The 16,231-nt window shown below is 67.5% G+C and carries 14 protein-coding genes and 1 tRNA gene; 4 read left to right on the top strand and 11 right to left on the bottom strand.

All coding sequences use genetic code 11. The features are described 5' to 3' along the window. Window positions 1–134: 134 nt before the first annotated feature. Both RIE08_00785 and RIE08_00780 read left to right on the top strand, forming a co-directional pair. On the top strand, window positions 135–1,418 hold the full coding sequence (locus RIE08_00785; GenBank protein MEQ8716122.1) for an ISL3 family transposase: 1,284 nt from the start codon (window positions 135–137) through the stop codon (window positions 1,416–1,418). Next, window positions 1,415–1,768 (top strand): barstar family protein, encoded by a 354-nt coding sequence (locus RIE08_00780; GenBank protein ID MEQ8716121.1) that lies wholly within the window; start codon window positions 1,415–1,417, stop codon window positions 1,766–1,768. The genes RIE08_00785 and RIE08_00780 overlap by 4 nt, the downstream gene beginning before the upstream one ends. 165 nt (window positions 1,769–1,933) lie before the next feature. Here RIE08_00780 and RIE08_00775 read toward each other — a convergent pair. The 10 genes from RIE08_00775 to uvrC form a co-directional block, all read right to left on the bottom strand. Further along, a tRNA-Leu gene (locus RIE08_00775) sits at window positions 1,934–2,021 on the bottom strand. A gap of 133 nt (window positions 2,022–2,154) precedes the next feature. Continuing rightward, complete coding sequence (locus RIE08_00770) at window positions 2,155–3,858, bottom strand: ABC transporter substrate-binding protein (GenBank protein MEQ8716120.1); 1,704 nt, start codon at window positions 3,856–3,858, stop codon at window positions 2,155–2,157. A gap of 92 nt (window positions 3,859–3,950) precedes the next feature. After that, a complete protein-coding gene (gene secG, locus RIE08_00765) occupies window positions 3,951–4,181 on the bottom strand; it encodes a preprotein translocase subunit SecG (protein MEQ8716119.1) in 231 nt (76 codons plus the stop codon). A gap of 77 nt (window positions 4,182–4,258) precedes the next feature. Beyond that, on the bottom strand, window positions 4,259–5,041 hold the full coding sequence (tpiA, locus tag RIE08_00760; protein MEQ8716118.1) for a triose-phosphate isomerase: 783 nt from the start codon (window positions 5,039–5,041) through the stop codon (window positions 4,259–4,261). Next, window positions 5,034–6,137: a phosphoglycerate kinase gene (locus tag RIE08_00755; protein MEQ8716117.1), complete on the bottom strand. Its 1,104-nt coding sequence runs from the start codon at window positions 6,135–6,137 to the stop codon at window positions 5,034–5,036. Before RIE08_00755 ends, tpiA begins: the two co-directional genes overlap by 8 nt. After that, complete coding sequence (gene gap / locus RIE08_00750; GenBank protein MEQ8716116.1) at window positions 6,138–7,145, bottom strand: type I glyceraldehyde-3-phosphate dehydrogenase; 1,008 nt, start codon at window positions 7,143–7,145, stop codon at window positions 6,138–6,140. It lies immediately after the preceding gene. Between the two features lie 82 nt (window positions 7,146–7,227). Continuing rightward, window positions 7,228–8,082, bottom strand: coding sequence for an RNase adapter RapZ (rapZ, locus tag RIE08_00745; GenBank protein ID MEQ8716115.1), 855 nt, complete (start codon window positions 8,080–8,082; stop codon window positions 7,228–7,230). A gap of 43 nt (window positions 8,083–8,125) precedes the next feature. Continuing rightward, on the bottom strand, window positions 8,126–8,437 hold the full coding sequence (locus tag RIE08_00740) for an antibiotic biosynthesis monooxygenase (protein ID MEQ8716114.1): 312 nt from the start codon (window positions 8,435–8,437) through the stop codon (window positions 8,126–8,128). Further along, a complete protein-coding gene (locus tag RIE08_00735) occupies window positions 8,434–9,219 on the bottom strand; it encodes a class I SAM-dependent methyltransferase (GenBank protein ID MEQ8716113.1) in 786 nt (261 codons plus the stop codon). The genes RIE08_00740 and RIE08_00735 overlap by 4 nt, the downstream gene beginning before the upstream one ends. Next, window positions 9,212–11,074, bottom strand: a complete 1,863-nt coding sequence (gene uvrC / locus RIE08_00730; protein MEQ8716112.1) for an excinuclease ABC subunit UvrC — start codon at window positions 11,072–11,074, stop codon at window positions 9,212–9,214. The genes RIE08_00735 and uvrC overlap by 8 nt, the downstream gene beginning before the upstream one ends. 177 nt (window positions 11,075–11,251) lie before the next feature. Here uvrC and nadA point away from each other — a divergent pair, with 177 nt between their 5' ends. Together nadA and RIE08_00720 are read left to right on the top strand one after the other, a co-directional pair. Then, window positions 11,252–12,346 carry a quinolinate synthase NadA gene (gene nadA, locus RIE08_00725; protein ID MEQ8716111.1) on the top strand — a complete coding sequence of 365 codons (1,095 nt, stop codon included), beginning with the start codon at window positions 11,252–11,254 and terminating at the stop codon, window positions 12,344–12,346. 29 nt (window positions 12,347–12,375) lie between these two features. Continuing rightward, window positions 12,376–12,948 (top strand): YdcF family protein, encoded by a 573-nt coding sequence (locus tag RIE08_00720; protein ID MEQ8716110.1) that lies wholly within the window; start codon window positions 12,376–12,378, stop codon window positions 12,946–12,948. 30 nt (window positions 12,949–12,978) lie between these two features. Here the strand turns inward: RIE08_00720 and RIE08_00715 are convergent, their stop codons facing one another. After that, window positions 12,979–16,221 carry an EAL domain-containing protein gene (locus tag RIE08_00715; protein MEQ8716109.1) on the bottom strand — a complete coding sequence of 1,081 codons (3,243 nt, stop codon included), beginning with the start codon at window positions 16,219–16,221 and terminating at the stop codon, window positions 12,979–12,981. Window positions 16,222–16,231: the final 10 nt, after the last annotated feature.

Raw genomic sequence — 16,231 nt, 5'->3', positions numbered from 1 at the left:
GGCGCTTCGGATTCTCGCGGGGGTGAGCGCTTGAGGGGGTGAGGGTCCCTGTGCGCGGGACAGGGGCTCAACAGAATCGGTGGTTCCTACGCCGTCGATCCTGGAGAGCCCCTGTGGAGACCGATGCTACGCGCATGTGCGAGGTGCTGGTCGGCTTGCCCGATGTGAAGGTGCTGGGCGTGATCGACCAGCTCGAGGGTCCGCTGATCGTGAGGGTCGAGACTCGAGGTCTGACGCCGCGGTGCGCTGGGTGTGGACGCCCGGCGGATCTGAAGGATCGTGACGAGGTCACGCACGTCGACCTCCCGGTGTTCGGCCGCCAGGCGAAGCTGGCGTGGGTGAAGCGCCGCTGGCGGTGCTTGCACGGCGACTGCGCAGTGGGGTCGTGGACCGAGACGAGTGACGAGATCGCTCTGGGCGACCGGTTCGTGACAACCCGCGCCGCGCGTTGGATGACCCTTCAGGTCGGTGGACATGGCCGCACCGTCGACGAAGTCGCCGCCGATCTCGGCTGTGATTGGCACACCGTCAACGACACTGTCGTGGAGTGGGGCGAGGCGCTGTTGGCCGTCGACGACGACCGCGTCGCCGACGTGGAAGGTCTGGGGCTCGATGAGACCTTGTTCAATCGGACCGGCCGGTGGCGGACCCAGGCGTGGTGCACCTCGATCGTCGACGTCGGGCGGGGCCAGCTCCTCGACGTCGTCGAGGGACGCAGCGCTGCAGGACCCGCTGGCTGGCTCGCTCAACGGCCCGCCGAATGGCTCGCCGCCATCGACTACGGCGTGTTGGACCTGTCGGGGCCGTATCGGGCGACCTTCGACACGATGCTGCCCGATGCCGCCCAGGTCGCGGATCCGTTCCATGTCGTGAAGTTGGCGAACTCCCGTGTCGACGAGGTACGGCGCCGCGTCCAGAACGAGACGCTCGGCCACCGCGGCCGCAAAGACGATCCGCTGTATCGGGTCCGCCGGCTGTTGACCAAGGCCGACGAACGCCTCGACGACCGAGGCCGCTCGAAGCTCGTCGGGCTGTTGGACGCGGGCGACCCCCGCGGCGAGGTCCGCATGGCCTGGCACGCCAAAGAAGTCGTCCGGTCGATCTATGAGATCGACGACCACGAACTTGCCGTCGACTTCGTCGACCGCCTCGCCATCGATCTTCAAGACGAGTCCGTGCCACCGGAGATCAACCAGCTCGGCCGCACCGTCGCCCGCTGGGCGACCCAGATCACGAACTGGCACCGCTCCGGCCTGTCGAACGGGCCGACCGAAGCGATCAACAACCTGATCAAGCGCATCAAGCGGATCGGCTTCGGATTCCGGAAGTTCCGCAACTACCGGATCCGAGCCCTGCTCTACGCCGGCCGACCCAACTGGGACCTACTCGACACCCTCACCCCCGCCAGAATCCGATGAGCCACTTTCAGGTGGTCGAGCTCGACGGCGCCAAGATGACGTCCCGCGCCAGCGCGCACGCCGAACTCGCACGGGCCTTCGACTTCCCGGACTACTACGGGAAGAATTGGGACGCTTTCAACGATTGCTTTGGCGACTACGTCGAAGCGCACGATGGTGAACGCATCGCCGTTCTTTGGCACCGTGTCGCCGAGTGCGCCTCTGCGGCGCCGGTGACGGCGATCGAGGTTGGCTGGGCACTCGTGGAGTCATCGTTCGGTGCGAAGCCGACCCTCGCCCCGGGAACGCGATGGAGTCTGGATTTTGCCGTCTTCGCCGTCGGAGTAGGCGACGAGTTCGACCGGCCCTGACTTGGTGCCACGGCACGCCACGCCGCGCGTGTCAGCCATCAAGATACTCCGTCCGTCCGATCCAAGTTGCACGGGTGTAGCGCGACCACCGCCAACATTCTGATGACAACTCGCGGATACGCGCCAAAGAACGGCGAATCCCCAGGCCTGTGACCTGGGGAAACGTGGTGTCGGAGGGGGGACTTGAACCCCCACGCCCTTAACGGGCACTAGCCCCTCAAGCTAGCGCGTCTGCCAATTCCGCCACTCCGACGTGGCCGCAGGGTTCACCTGCGCAGCGGGCAATCCTACCCGTCCGGCGCGGTTCCCACCACGACGAAAAGGGGGACAGTCCCCCCGGCCCCGCCTCGACGCTGAGACGGGTCCGGGTGAACCGGAGGGGGAAGTCACTCTCCCCGAGGGGAGATCCACAACGCCGAGGCATCGAAGGTGCCATCGGCGCGAACTGTCAGACCGTTCACATCGGCACCGACGCCGACGAGGGTCACGAAATCGGCGAGCGGAAGTACCTGACCGGTGGCCAGCACGGCCTCCTCGGCCGACGCATAGGCCTCCTCGGCCTCTTCCAGCGAATCAGCGTCGCGGGCGGACTCGAGCGCATCGTCGACTGCGCGGCTCGACACCCCGACGAGGTTGTCCAGCCCCCCGGTCTCGTAGCGGCCGAGATAGGACTCGGGCGTTGTGCCGACACTCACCCAGCCACGCCGGAACACCTGCAGGTCTCCGCCCACGAGGCGATCGACGAAGGCGTTCACGCTCCAGCTCCGCAACTTGACCGGGATCCCCGCGTCGATGAGTTGATCGGCCACGAGGCGGGCGATGGTCGCCTCATCCGCGAACTCGTCGTCGTCGATGTAGTCGATCGTGACCTGCGGGACGTCACCGTCGAAGCCCTCGAGCAGCGCGGCAGCCGCTTCGGGGTCTCCCCCACACTTGTCACCACACGCCTCCCAGCCCGGGACCAGGCCCTCTGCGGGCAACGCTGTCGGCCCGTAGACCTCCTCGACGATGGCTTCGGTGTCGACAGCTGCGATCACCGCAGCCCGCAGATCGGCGTCCTCTAGCGCGCCGGCTGCGGCATTCAGCCCGAGATAGACATGCGCATCGAAGGGAGTCGCAACCACATCGAGGAAGGTGTCGGACAGGTCGTCCAGGTCGTGGCTGGCCGGATGCGAAACCAGGACCAGATCGAAGTCGCCGTCCCCTTCGGCCACCGCTGCGACGATCTCCTCGCTGTCGACCGCCACGATCTCCACGGAGTCCACCCAGACGTCCTCTGCGTCGGCGGGGAGCAGGGTCAGCACACCGTCGTCGAACTCGTCCAGGACGAAGGGACCGCTACCGACGATTGCGAACAGGCCACCGTCGCCCTGGGGGCCACCGTCGGGGACCACCCCGTACACCGGGCTCGACAAGATGGCCGGGAGCGCGAAGAGCGGCCGGTCGAGGCCGATCGTCAACGTGTCGTCGTCCTCTGCCACAAGGCCTTCGATCTCGTCGGCGTCGTCGTCAGCGAAGGCAGCGAAGCCGGTGACGAACTCGAGGCGGGTGGCAGCCAGACTCGCCGGGTCGGCCTGAACGAGCCGCTCCAGGCTCGACTTGACCGCACCGGCGGTCACCGGCGTCCCGTCCGAGAAGACCGCGTCAGGGTCGAGAGTGAACGTCCACGCGTCGTGGTCCTCGGACAGGGTCCAGTCCGTTGCGAGAGCCCCGACGAGCTCGTCGGCCGTGGCGTCCCAGGACGTCAGGCCGTCGAAGAGGAGATCCGCGACCACGAGCTCACCGTGGGAGCCCAGCGAGGTCGCTGCGGGGTCGAGAGGGCCGATGTCGGTCACCGCGATCCGCAGAGTTCCGCCGGCAGCGGGCCCGTCCGAGGGGGGATCGGACGGACCCGTATCGGTGCCGGGGGTGGTGGTGGGCGTCGCGACGTCACCGTCATCGCTCGACGTTGGATCGGCCCCGGCGTCGACGCCGCTGTCGTCCTCCGGGAGGGTGTCAGCGGCAGAAGTCGTGTCCCCGCCGGACGAACAGGCGGCCGCCAGCAGAGCCAGGATGGCGATGAGAACTGTCAGAAGTCTTGGGATCCGCACATCCCTTGGATCGGCCGATCCGGGACGATCTTGAGACGGGACAGCCGGATTGGTGCATGCTTCCGGCGTCAGCGACGCTTACGGAGACCGCTTCAGACGTCGAGCATCAACGCAAGCGCCAGGGTGACGAAAGCGAACACCAGCGACAGGGCGATCGTGATGCGGTCCAGGTTCTTCTCGACCACGGTCGAGCCGGCCGCAGTTGCACCGAGGCCGCCACCGAACATGTCAGACAATCCGCCGCCGCGACCGGAGTGCAGAAGCACCATCCCGATGAGCGTCAGCGACGAGATGACATGGATGACGATGGTGAATACGACCACGGTGACTCCAATTCCTCAGTAACGGCTGGCCAGGCTAGCGGCGCCCACAGCGGACGCGGCGGCACCCGCCCCCACGGTCAGGCCTGGAGACGGAAACGTACGACTCTCGAGAAGTCCTCGGCGGTGAGACTCGCGCCACCCACCAGGGCCCCGTCGATATCGGGTTGCTCCATGAGGTCGACGACATTCGACGGCTTCACCGAACCGCCGTACTGGATGCGGACCGCTCCGGCGGCGTCAGCACCATGGGTGTCGGCGATGGTCGCACGGATGAGTGCACACACGCCCTGCGCGTCCTCGGGAGTGGCGGTCCGCCCCGTCCCGATCGCCCAGATCGGCTCGTAGGCCACCACCAGCCCGGCGACCTGTTCTGGCGTGACGCCTTCCAGGCCGGCGGTCACCTGGCCGACGACCTTCGACTCGGTCATCGCCGCCTCGCGTTCGTCGAGGGTCTCTCCGACCGCGACGATCGGTGTCATGCCGTTGGCGAGGACGGCCTTCGCCTTCTTGTTGACGCCCTCGTCGGTCTCGCCGAACAGTTCGCGGCGCTCGGAGTGCCCGACGATCACGTAGGCGACGTCCAGCTTGGCCAACATGATGGGCGCGACCTCGCCGGTATAGGCCCCGGAGGCCTCCCAGTGGCAGTTCTGGGCCCCCAGCGCGATGGGGATCCGATCCGCGTCCAGCACCGTCTGGATCGAACGGATGTCGGTGAACGGCGGGTGGATGGAGACGTCGACCGCCTCGTAGTCCTCGGCCTCGAGTTCGTAGTTGAGCTTCTGGACGAGTTGGATCGCCTCGAAGTGGTTGAGGTTCATCTTCCAGTTGCCGCTGATCAGCGGCTTGCGTACGTCACCCATCGAATTCCCCTCTCAAGGCGGCGAGACCCGGCAGGTCGCCGCTCTCGAGCAGTTCCAGTGACGCCCCGCCGCCGGTTGACACGTGGTCGATGTCGCCGGCGAAGCCGAACTGCGCGGCAGCCGCCGCACTGTCGCCTCCGCCCACGACGGTGAACGCCCGGGTGTGGGCGACCGCCTCGGCGAGCGTACGTGTGCCGGCTGCGAACCGCTCGTCCTCGAACATCCCCATCGGCCCGTTCCAGAAGACGGTGCGGGCGTCCGCGACCACATCGGAGAACGCCGCGGCCGAGCCGGGACCGATGTCCAGCCCTTTCCAGCCGGCCGGGAGGTCCACGCCCGCCTGGCGGATCTCTCCGCCGGGACCCATGGCGGTGACGTCCGTCGGCAGGTGGATGGTCGCACCCGAGTCCAGCAGCCGCCCGCAGGTCTCGATCTGGTCGGACTCGAGCAGCGAGTCACCTACGGAGTGGCCCTGGGCGGCGAGGAACGTGAAGCACATGCCCCCGCCCACCACCAGGGCGTCGACGACGTCCAGCAGGGCCTCGATCACGCCGAGCTTGTCGGAGACCTTCGCCCCACCCAGAACAGCGACGAAGGGCCGCTTCGGGTTGGTCCGCAGGCCACCGAGGACCTCGACTTCACGGGCGAGCAGCCGACCCGCTGCCGACGGCAGGAACTGCGGCGGACCGACGATGGACGCGTGCGCCCGGTGCGAAGCGCCGAACGCGTCGTTGACGTACAGGTCCTGCCCGGCGATCAGTGTCTGGACGAACGCAGGGTCGTCGGCGGTCTCGCCCGGGTCGAACCGCAGGTTCTCGAGAACCTCGACGCCCGGCACCAACTCGGCGAGGCGCGCCCGCACCGGGTCCAGCGAGAACGCCGGGTCCGGCTTCCCCTTGGGGCGTCCGAGATGGCTGCACGCCGTGACAGTGGCCCCGCGCCCGGTCAACCACTGCAGCGTGGGCACTGCGGCGCGAATTCGCAGGTCGTCGGTGATGACGCCGTCTCGCAGCGGCACGTTGAAGTCGGCACGGACGAGGACCCGCCGACCGTCGACGTCACCGAGGTCCTCGAGGGCCGGGACGGAGCCGGGCATCTAGAGCTTGGACCCGATCAGCATCGTCAGATCGACCATGCGGTTCGAGTAGCCCCACTCGTTGTCGTACCACCCGGTGATCTTCACCAGGTTGCCCGACACCATCGTGAGACCCGAGTCGAAGGTGCACGAGGCCGGCGAACCGACGATGTCGGTCGAGACCAGTGGGGCCTCGGAGTAGTCCAGGACCTTCGCCAGCTTGCCGCTGCGCGCAGCCTTCTTGAATGCCGCGTTGACGTCCTCGGCGGTCGTGGCCTTGGAGACGACCGCCGTGAAGTCGGTCATGGATCCGTCGGGTACGGGCACCCGCACCGCGAAGCCGTCGAGCTTGCCCTTCATCGACTCGAGCACCAGACCGGTCGCACGCGCAGCACCGGTGGAGGTCGGCACGATGTTGACCGCGGCGGCCCGGGCCCGCCGCAGATCCTTGTGAGGGCCGTCGACGAGCGCCTGGTCACCGGTGTAGGCGTGGCTCGTCGTCATGAAGCCCTGCTTGAGACCGAAGGCGTCATCGAGGACCTTGCCCATCGGCACGAAGCAGTTGGTGGTGCACGAGGCGTTGGAGACGACGTGATGCTTCGTCTTGCGGTAGTCGCCGTCGTTGACACCGACGACGAAGGTCGTGTCGGCGTCGCCGGACGGAGCGGAGATGATGACCTTCTTGGCACCGGCGGTCAGGTGCGCGGCGGCAGCTTCCCGCTTGGTGAAGAAGCCCGTCGACTCGAGGACGATGTCGACCCCGAGCTCGCCCCAGGGAAGATCGGCGGGGTTACGTTCGGCGAGGACCTTGATCTCGTCGTCGCCAACGCGGATGCCGCTGCGGCTCCTCTTGACGGTCCAGGGCAGTCGGCCGTGCACCGAGTCGTGCTGGAGCAGATGGGCCATCGTGTCGCGGTCGCCGAGGTCGTTGACGGCGACGAAGTCGATGTCGGCCCCCGACTGCTTGGCGGCGCGGAAGATGTTCCGGCCGATGCGGCCGAAGCCGTTGATTCCTACACGCACTGTCATGAGGGGTCTCCCCTTGGTATCGAGTTCGGTCCTATCGCATCACGCCGGCCGCCATCGCGCCAACGGGCCGATGCGCGCGGGCTCAGTGGTCGAGGTCCCGGTGGGCGATCTGTGGATCATGGCCCAGGTTGCGCAGCATCTGGGCGACCTCCTCCGCGATGCACACGGAACGGTGACGCCCGCCTGTGCAACCGAAGGCGACGGTGAGGTAGCTCTTGCCCTCCGCCTCGTAGGCCGGAACGAGCAGTTCGAGCATCGAACCGAGACGGTCGAGGAAGTCTCGCGTCACGTCCCGGCCCAGCACGTACTCACGGACCGGCGCATCCTGTCCGGTGAGATCCCGCAGGCCGTCGACCCAGTACGGGTTCGGCAGGAAACGACAGTCCAACACGACGTCCACGTCCAGGGGGATGCCCTGTTTGTAACCGAAGCTCGACACGCGGATCTGCATCGACTGACGCGGCGAGTTCTCCCCGAAGGTCTCGACCATCCGGGCCCGTAGTTCATGGACGTTCAGGTCCGAGGTGTCGACGATCACGTCCGCCTCGGCACGCACGGATTCGAGCGCGACCCGTTCGGCGTCGATGGCCTCCTGCAGGGACACCCCTGCATCGAAGGGGTGGCGCCGCCGGGTGGACTCGTAGCGCATGACGAGGACACGGCTACGCGCCTCGAGGAACACCACCCGCACCCTCACCTCGGGGTCCTCGCGGAGGTGGTTCAGCGCCGGGAGGACCTCGTCGCGATAGCGCTCGGTGCCAACGACGAGCACGACGTGGTCAGCGCTCGACCCGGGGGCGGCCGCCAGCTCGACGACCTTCGGGATCAGCGACGGCGGCAGGTTGTCGATGACGAACCAACCGAGATCTTCGAGCGCGTCAGCGGCGTGGGAGCGGCCCGCGCCGCTCTGACCCGCGATGACGATGAGTTCCTGCACCACCGCCGAGGCTACCCCGTCGACGTGACCAGACCAGGAAGGTTCAGCCGGGCCGGTTCGACAGGACGACGTCGAACTCCAAGACGTCGGATCCGGTGGCGACGGGCCGCTGGTCGCTCTGGGCGTGGCCCTGCTCGAACGAACGCGAGCTCATCCACGCGTCGAACGCCTCGGCCGACTCCCAGTGGGTGACGACGAACCACCGGGTCTCGGCTTCACCGGTCGGCCGCAGGAGCTCGAAGCCCTCGAACCCCGGCTGATCGTCGACGGCACCGAGCCGCTTCGCGAAGCGCTCCTCGAGCATCTCCCCCGCGCCTTCAGGCACGGAGATCGCATTGATCCGCACGACACTCACAGATGTTCCTCCCGGGTTCCGGTCTCTTCGTCGTGATCGTCGCGGCTCGCGACGATCACCGCCAGCCGGGGATACGCCCGCAGGTGCTCGCGCACCTCCGGCGCCCTCTCTATCCAGGACTCCGGCGGCGCCGGTTCCAACAGTCGTTCGATCCGGAGCCCCGCGTCGACCAGCGCGTTCAGGTAGCGCCCGAGCGGGCGGTGCACGAACGGGATCTCCACGTCGACGTCGACGGTCTCGACGGTGTGGGACTCGACCAGATACGGCCCGAGACGCCAGTACCGCTCCACTGGCTCCACGGTGTGGTCCTCCACCCAGTCCGATCCCGGAACCTGGATGACGGGATGGTTGAGCATCAACACGAACCGCCCACCGGGCGCAAGCACCCGGGCGATCTCGGCCACGGCCGCGTCCATCGCGGTGATGTGTTCGAAGACCAGACACGCGAGCGCGCCATCGAAGCCGGCGTCGTCGACGGGCAGGTCGTCCGCATGCCCTTCGAGGTAGCTCGGCCCGCCACCGCGCGCGATGGCCACCGAGAGCTGGGCAGCGGTCGGATCGACCCCGACGACGTCCACCCCTTCGGCGGCCAGCACCCGGGCGAGCTGACCCTCACCGGTTCCCACATCCACAACGCGTTCACAGCCACCGAGGAGATCGACGACGAGTGGCACGATCTGATCGCGGTACTCGGGGTCGGCACCCTCGGTGAATCCGTCCTGCCACCAGCCCGCGTGGCGCTCCCACAGGTCGATGTCCACCTGCCCGTCCACGTCATCCACCGGGCGTGTGCACCTTCTCGTAGACAGCGGTGGCGACCGGGTCGGGTAGCCAGGAGAGAGCCCGGAGGTCCTCGAGGGAGGCCCTACGGACCGCCTTCACCCCGCCCATCTCCGCGACGAGCCGGCGCCGACGGACAGGGCCCAGCCCCGGGACGTCGTCGAGGACCGACCGGGTCATGCGTTTGCCCCGGAGCTGGCGGTGGTAGGTGATGGCGAAACGGTGACTCTCGTCACGGATCCGCTGGAGGAGGTACAGCGCTTCGGACTGGCGGGGAAGTCGGATGGGTTCGGGCCGGCCGGGGACGAAGACCTCTTCGAACTGCTTCGCGAGCGACGCCACCGGTATCTCATCGGCGAGCCCCAGGTCCTCGAGGACCTTCACCGCGACGCCGAGTTGCCCCTTGCCGCCGTCGACGAGCAGGAGCTGCGGCGGGTAGGCGAAGCGGCCCCTGTCGGCGACGGGTCGGTCCCGGTCCGCCACGTAGTTCGTGAAGCGACGGGTGAGGACCTCCTCCATCGCCGCGAAATCGTCGTTGCCGTCCACCGAGCGGATCTTGAACCGGCGGTAGTCGGACTTGCGGGGCAGGGCGTCCTCCATCACGACCATCGAACCGACGTAGTCGGACCCCTGGATGTGGCTCATGTCGTAGCACTCGATCCTCAGAGGCGCGTCCGGCAGGCCGAGGTGTTCCTGGAGCTCGTTCAGTGCCCGCGCCCGACTGTTGTGGTCCGCCGCCCGCTTCATCCGGTGACGCCGGAACGAATCGGCGGCGTTCTCGGTGACCGTCTCGGCCAGCGAACGCTTCCGGCCCCGCTGGGGAACCGCGATCTCGACCTTCGAGCCGCGGAGATGCTCGAGCCACTCCTCGTACAGCTCGTCGTTCTCGGGAAGCTCGGGGACGTACACCTTCTTGGGATGCCCGAGCGGGTTGTCGGCGAAGTAGATGCGCTCCATGACCCTCGCCACGAGCTCGGCCCCGTCGAGTGGCTCGGCCTTGTCGACGATGAAGCCCCGATGCCCCATGACCCTCCCCTTGCGGACGAAGAAGACGTGGGCGGCCGCCTCGAGCTCGTCGTCGGCCACGCCGATCACGTCGAAATCCTCCGAGCGTGAACCGACCATCTCCTGGCGTTCGATGGCCTTGCGGACGCTCGCGAGGCGGTCACGGTGCCGGGCGGCCAGCTCGAACTCGAGTGCGTCGGAGGCCTCGGTCATCGCGGCCTCGAGCCGGGCGACCACCTCGTCGGTGTCGCCTTCGAGGAAACTGACCAGCTCCGCCACCATCTCGTCGTAGGTCGCCGCGTCCACCTCGCCGACACAGGGACCCGCGCACTTCTCGATGTGGAACAGGAGGCAGGGGCGCCCCAGCCGGGCGTGACGCGCCAGCTTGTTGTCGCTACACGTGCGGATGGGGAAGGTCCGCAACAACAGGTCCAGGGTCTCGCGGATGGCGTATGCATGGCCGAAGGGACCGAAGTAGCGGTTCCCCTTCTTGTGGGCACCACGGATCACCATCGCCCTCGGCCACTCGTCCACGAGCGTCACGGCCAGGAACGGATAGCTCTTGTCGTCTCGGTAGCGGACGTTGAAACGTGGCTGGTGCCGCTGGATCAGCTCGTACTCGAGCATCAGGGCTTCGACCTCACCGCCCACCTGGACCCATTCGACCCGGTCCGCGGCGGCCACCATCTGGGCGGTGCGGGTCGCGAGTGAACGGGGATCCACGAAGTAGTTCGACAGTCGGCTCCGGAGCGACTTCGCCTTGCCGACGTAGATGACCCTCCCGTCCGCGTCGTAGAACTGGTACGAGCCCGGGGCATCGGGAATGGAACCCGCTGGAGGACGCTGAACCACGGGGCCATCGTAGGGGTGCGCCTGCAACGGCGAAGTGGCGTACACTGAGCGGACGCTGGCCGGGTACTCCAGCGGCATATCGAAGACCGAGGCCGACATCCCCGTGGGCGAGGCGACCCGGCTGTCCCCACCGGCCACCATCGGGCTTCCTGGCTCCATTCGGAGGACCTGAAACCGATGCTGAGAATCCAGTCGCCGCTCCCCGAGCGGTACGCCACCGCGACCCCCGACCAACTCACCGACTGGATCGGTGCCGCCAAGGAGAACCTGGGCGAACGCCTGTTCATCCTCGGCCACCACTACCAGCGCGACGAGGTCATGCGCTGGGCCGATGCGCGGGGCGACTCCTTCAAGTTGTCCAAGCTCGCCCAGGCCAGACCCGAGGCCGAGTACGTCGTGTTCTGCGGAGTCCATTTCATGGCGGAGTCCGCCGACATCCTCACCGGCGATCATCAGGCCGTACTCCTGCCGGACCTGAACGCGGGCTGCTCCATGGCCGACATGGCCGACATCGACGAGGTCGAGGAGGCCTGGGATGCCCTCGCCCACGTCGTCGACATCGAACGCGTGGTACCCATCACCTACATGAACTCGTCGGCCGACCTCAAGGCCTTCGTCGGCGAGAAGGGCGGTGCGGTGTGCACCTCGTCCAACGCACGTGCCGTCGTGACGTGGGCGCTGGAGCGCTACGACCAACTGCTCTTCTTTCCGGACCAGCACCTGGGGCGCAACACCGCCTATGAGCTCGGCTACGCGGCCGGTGACATGGCGGTGTGGAACCCGCGCCTCGAACTCGGCGGCCTCACCGAGCGGGTGTGCAAGGAATCGACCTTCCTCTTGTGGAAGGGCCACTGCTCGGTCCACCAGCGGTTCTCCACCGATCACGTAGCCCAGTTCCGGGCGGATCACCCCGACGGGATCGTCGTCGTCCACCCCGAGTGCTCCCACGAGGTCGTCGAGGTGGCCGACGAGGTGGGCTCCACCGAGCGCATCATCGCCGTGGTGGACGAAGCCCCGGCGGGCTCGGTCATCGGTGTCGGCACCGAGATCCATCTCGTCAACCGGCTCGACGCCGAGACCCCGGACAAGACCGTCGTGTCACTCGATCCACTGATCTGTCCGTGCTCGACGATGTTCCGCATCGACGCGGCACACCTCGCGTGGACCCTCGAGAGCCTCGTGAAGGGGAAGGTCCGTAACCGGATCACGGTCCCCGACGAGACCGCCCGCAAGGCGCTGCTCGCCCTGGAGCGCATGCTCGAGATCACCTGAGAGGCGACGGTCCGGCAGACCGCGCTGACGTGTCACGCATCTTTCGTCTTCTGGGCCGGATTCCCGAGGCCGTCTGGGCCATCGCCCTCTTCGTGATCACCATCGTCATCGCCATGGCGTGGCGATGGGGCGTCGGACCGGCGACGACCCCCATCGACGCGGTCGAACCCACCGACGCGATCGTGCTCTTCGTGGGAGGCCGCGGGGAGCGCCTGACCACCGCACGCGAGCTACTCGAACGTGGCGTCGCCGACGTGCTCGTGATACCGAACGGGTACGGGCCCGCCTGGCCCGAGGCCGACGAGATCTGCCGGGCGGCCACGGACCTGGAGATCATCTGCCCGGTTCCCGAGCCCAACACGACCCGGGGCGAGGCTCGCGTCATCGCGGCGCTCGCCGCCGAGCGGGGCTGGGACCGTCTCGTGATGGTCACGTCCACCTATCACGTGGCACGCGCCCGGCTGATGCTCGAGCGGTGCTTCGACGGTGAGGTCGTCGCCGTCGAAGCCGACCCGGACCTGTCGTTACGAGACTGGCTGGGCCGGGTCAACCACGAGTGGTTCGGTCATCTCCACGCCCGGACGATCAGCCGGGGCTGCTGAGACCATCCCCCGACACAGAGCGAGACGCCCTCAACCGAACCTCTGCTCGAACTCGGTGGGTGTCATGGGCCGGGCGAGGTGGAACCCCTGACCCTCGTGACATCCCCGCGCGATGAGCGCCGCAGCCTGAGCCTCGGTCTCGACCCCTTCGGCGATGACCACCATGCCCAGTGACCGTCCCATGGCGAGGATCGCCTCGACGATCGCAACGTCGTCCCCGTCGTCGGGCAGCCCGTCGACGAAGGACCGGTCGATCTTCAGCTTCTGGATGGGTAGGCGCTTCAGGTAGCTCAGCGAGGAGTAACCGGTCCCGAAGTCGTCGATCGCGATCTCAATTCCGAGACCGACCAGGTCGGTCAGGAGTTCCACGCTGTCGTCGGGTCGTTCCATCATGAATCCCTCGGTGACCTCGAGAGCGAGGAGGTTCGGACTGAGGCCCGTCGACTCGAGTGCGAGGTCCACCACCGAACGGAGGTCCCCGTGGCGCAGTTGCTGACTCGCCAGGTTCACGGCCATCCGACCGAACTCGACTCCCCGGTCCGCCCAGTCGGCACCCTGCCGGCACGCCTCGCACAGGATCCAGGTTCCGAGGTCACGGATGAGGCCGCTCTGCTCGGCGACCCGTATGAAGCGACCGGGCAGGAGGGTCCCGTGGACGGGATGATCCCACCGCACCAGTGACTCGACACCGACGATCCGGCCCGAGGCGAGTGAGAACTGGGGCTGATAGACGAGTCGGAACTCTCCCCTCTCCAGGGCCTGGCGGAGTTCACCCGCCATTCGGACGTACTCACCCGCGGCATCGGTCATCCCCGGGCTGTAGAACTCGTAGGTGTCGCGCCCGGCGTCCTTCGCCCGGTGCATCGCCGCATCCGCGTTGCGCAGGAGCACTGCCGTTTCCGTCCCGTTGTCGGGATAAAGGCTCACCCCCACGCTCACCGTGGCCCGGATCTCCCCGCCCCGGACCCCGAAGGGCTCGCGTAGCGAACTCATGAGCTTCTCCACGACGACCGTCGCCTCCGCGACTCCTCCCGCACCCTCGACGAGGACGAGGAACTCGTCGCCACCCATCCGTGCGACTGTGTCCTCGTCACGCACCACCCGGGCGAGACGGTCGGCGACACTTCTGAGCAGTTCGTCGCCGACCGAGTGGCTGAAGCCGTCGTTCACGGACTTGAAGTGGTCGATGTCGACGAAGAGCAGGGCCAACCCCGATCGGTTCCGTTGCGCGCGGCCGATGCTCTGGTCCAGGCGGCTCGCGACGAGACGGCGGTTCGGGAGGCCTGTCAGCGGGTCGTGGTTGGCAAGGTGGTCGAGTCGCTCCTCGGACCGCTTCATCGAGGTGATGTCCGCCGCGACCGCGACGTAGCCCACAGCTTCACCATCTGTTCCGGGAACGACGCTGATGGTCAACAACGCCGGATAGATCTCGCTGCTCTTGCGTCGGTTCCAGATCTCGCCGCGCCACTGGCCGACCTCACGCAGGGTGGCCCACATGGCGCAGTAGAAGCCGTCGTCGTGACGGCCGGACTGGAGCAGTCTCGGAGTGGCACCGATCGCCTCCTCTCGCGAATAGCCGGTGACCCGCGTGAAGGCCTCGTTGACGTCGAGGAGCACACCGTCGACATCGGTGATCATGACGACCTCAGCGGTGCTACGGAACACCTCCGCCGCCTGCCGGACCTTCTTCTCGGCGGCGCGTCGCTCCGTGACGTCCTCGACCGATGCGATGACCTGCCGGGCCTCCCGGCCGTCGCCCCTGACGGCCGCGACCGTCACCGAGCACCACCGAATCTCACCGCCCGGCCTGACGAAGCGCTTGTCCACCACGTAGCTGTCCGCCCGACCTTCGATCAGGTTCACGTAGTCCGGCGAGTACAGGACGACGTCTTCGTCGTGAATGAAGTCGTTCACCGATCGATCGATGATCTCTGCCGGATCACGACCGATGAGGTGGCAGAACGCCGGGTTCGCCTCGACGATGGTTCCGTCGGTCTCGAACAGCGCCGTTCCCAGAGGAGCATGGTCGAAGACAGTGCGGAGGCGGACCTCGGCCTGATGCCTCATCTGCTCCGCCTCGACCTGCGCCGTGACGTCGAGGATGACGGCCCCGATGCCGTCGACAGCGCCCTCTGCGTTACGGAGCGGGAAGAAGCGTCCCTCGATCCACGGTGCCACGGCACCGTCGACCCGGAGTCCCAGATTGGCCAGCGTCGAGCCCGTCTCGTAGCGCATCCTCGGCAGGTCCACCACCTCCCCCCGTAGCGCCCGCTCCGGAGTGTCCTGAACGCCCGCCGCGGCGAGCTGGGGGGCGTCGAGGACGCTGTACGCGCTCAACGCGTCCATTCGATCGGTGTCCATCCCGAAGAGTCGTCCGAAGGAGCGGTTGCCTTCGACCATGTGACCGTCGCGGTCGTAGACCTGCAAGGAGATGGGCGCCTGCTGGACGAGGTCGGCCAGGCGTCGGGTACTCCGGGACGCCTCCGCCTCGGCCGTGCGCAGTTCGGTGACGTCGATCGCCGTGCCTGACTGCCGCACGGTACTCCCGTCCGCGCCGTAGGTCGTGACCCCCCGACATCGCAGCACCCGCTCTTCGCCGTCGTCCTCACGGATGATCCGGTACTCGACCTCGTACTCGCCGTCCACGAGCGACTGCGCGACGGCGGCTTCGGCCTTCTGCCTGTCGTTGGGATGGACCCGATCGGCGTAGGTCTGCGCCGTCAACGGTCCCTTCGCCCGGTCCCGCCCGAAGATCTCGAACATGGTGTCACTCCACACCACCGCGTCGGAGGCCGGCGCCCATTCCCAACTCCCGACCCGGGCGACGTGTTGCACCTCCTCGAACCGGCGGTTGACCTCACGCAGGTGAAGCTCGGTCTGTACGCGATCCGTGACGTCGAGCACCACGCCGCGAACCTGTCGGCGCCCGTCGACAGCCTCCTCCCACGAGGATCGTGCCTCGATCCAACGGATCGTGCCATCGGGCCTGACGATGCGAAACTGGCTGTCATCGTCGCCATCCGCCAACGCCAGGTTGCGGACCCGAAGGCGCCATCGGGCAACGTCGTCGGGGTGAATCCTCGCCTCGACCGCGGCTTCGCATGCGCCGAACGACTCGGGGTCGGTGCCCATGATGCGGTGTAGGGCCTCGTTCCAGTGGATCACGTCGTGGACGACGTCGAAGAAATAGAAGCCGACGCCTGCAGCGTCGAGCGTCTTCGCAGCCTGCCGCGCGGCGGGGAGCGGGTCGGCTTCCCCCGCCTCCTCGGCCACGATTACCTCC

The sequence above is a fragment of the Acidimicrobiales bacterium genome (assembly GCA_040219085.1).
GTDB lineage: Bacteria > Actinomycetota > Acidimicrobiia > Acidimicrobiales > JAVJTC01 > JAVJTC01.
Note: the sequence above shows the minus strand (reverse complement) of the source record. Positions and strands in the feature narration are given on the sequence as shown.

Coding starts and splice junctions, on each gene's coding strand:
- RIE08_00785 (MEQ8716122.1), top strand. CDS start 135: ATGTGCGAGGTGCTGGTCGGCTTGCCCGATGTGAAGGTGCTGGGCGTG.
- tpiA (MEQ8716118.1), bottom strand. CDS start 5,041: ATGGGTGACGTACGCAAGCCGCTGATCAGCGGCAACTGGAAGATGAAC.
- gap (MEQ8716116.1), bottom strand. CDS start 7,145: ATGACAGTGCGTGTAGGAATCAACGGCTTCGGCCGCATCGGCCGGAAC.
- nadA (MEQ8716111.1), top strand. CDS start 11,252: ATGCTGAGAATCCAGTCGCCGCTCCCCGAGCGGTACGCCACCGCGACC.
- RIE08_00755 (MEQ8716117.1), bottom strand. CDS start 6,137: ATGCCCGGCTCCGTCCCGGCCCTCGAGGACCTCGGTGACGTCGACGGT.
- RIE08_00780 (MEQ8716121.1), top strand. CDS start 1,415: ATGAGCCACTTTCAGGTGGTCGAGCTCGACGGCGCCAAGATGACGTCC.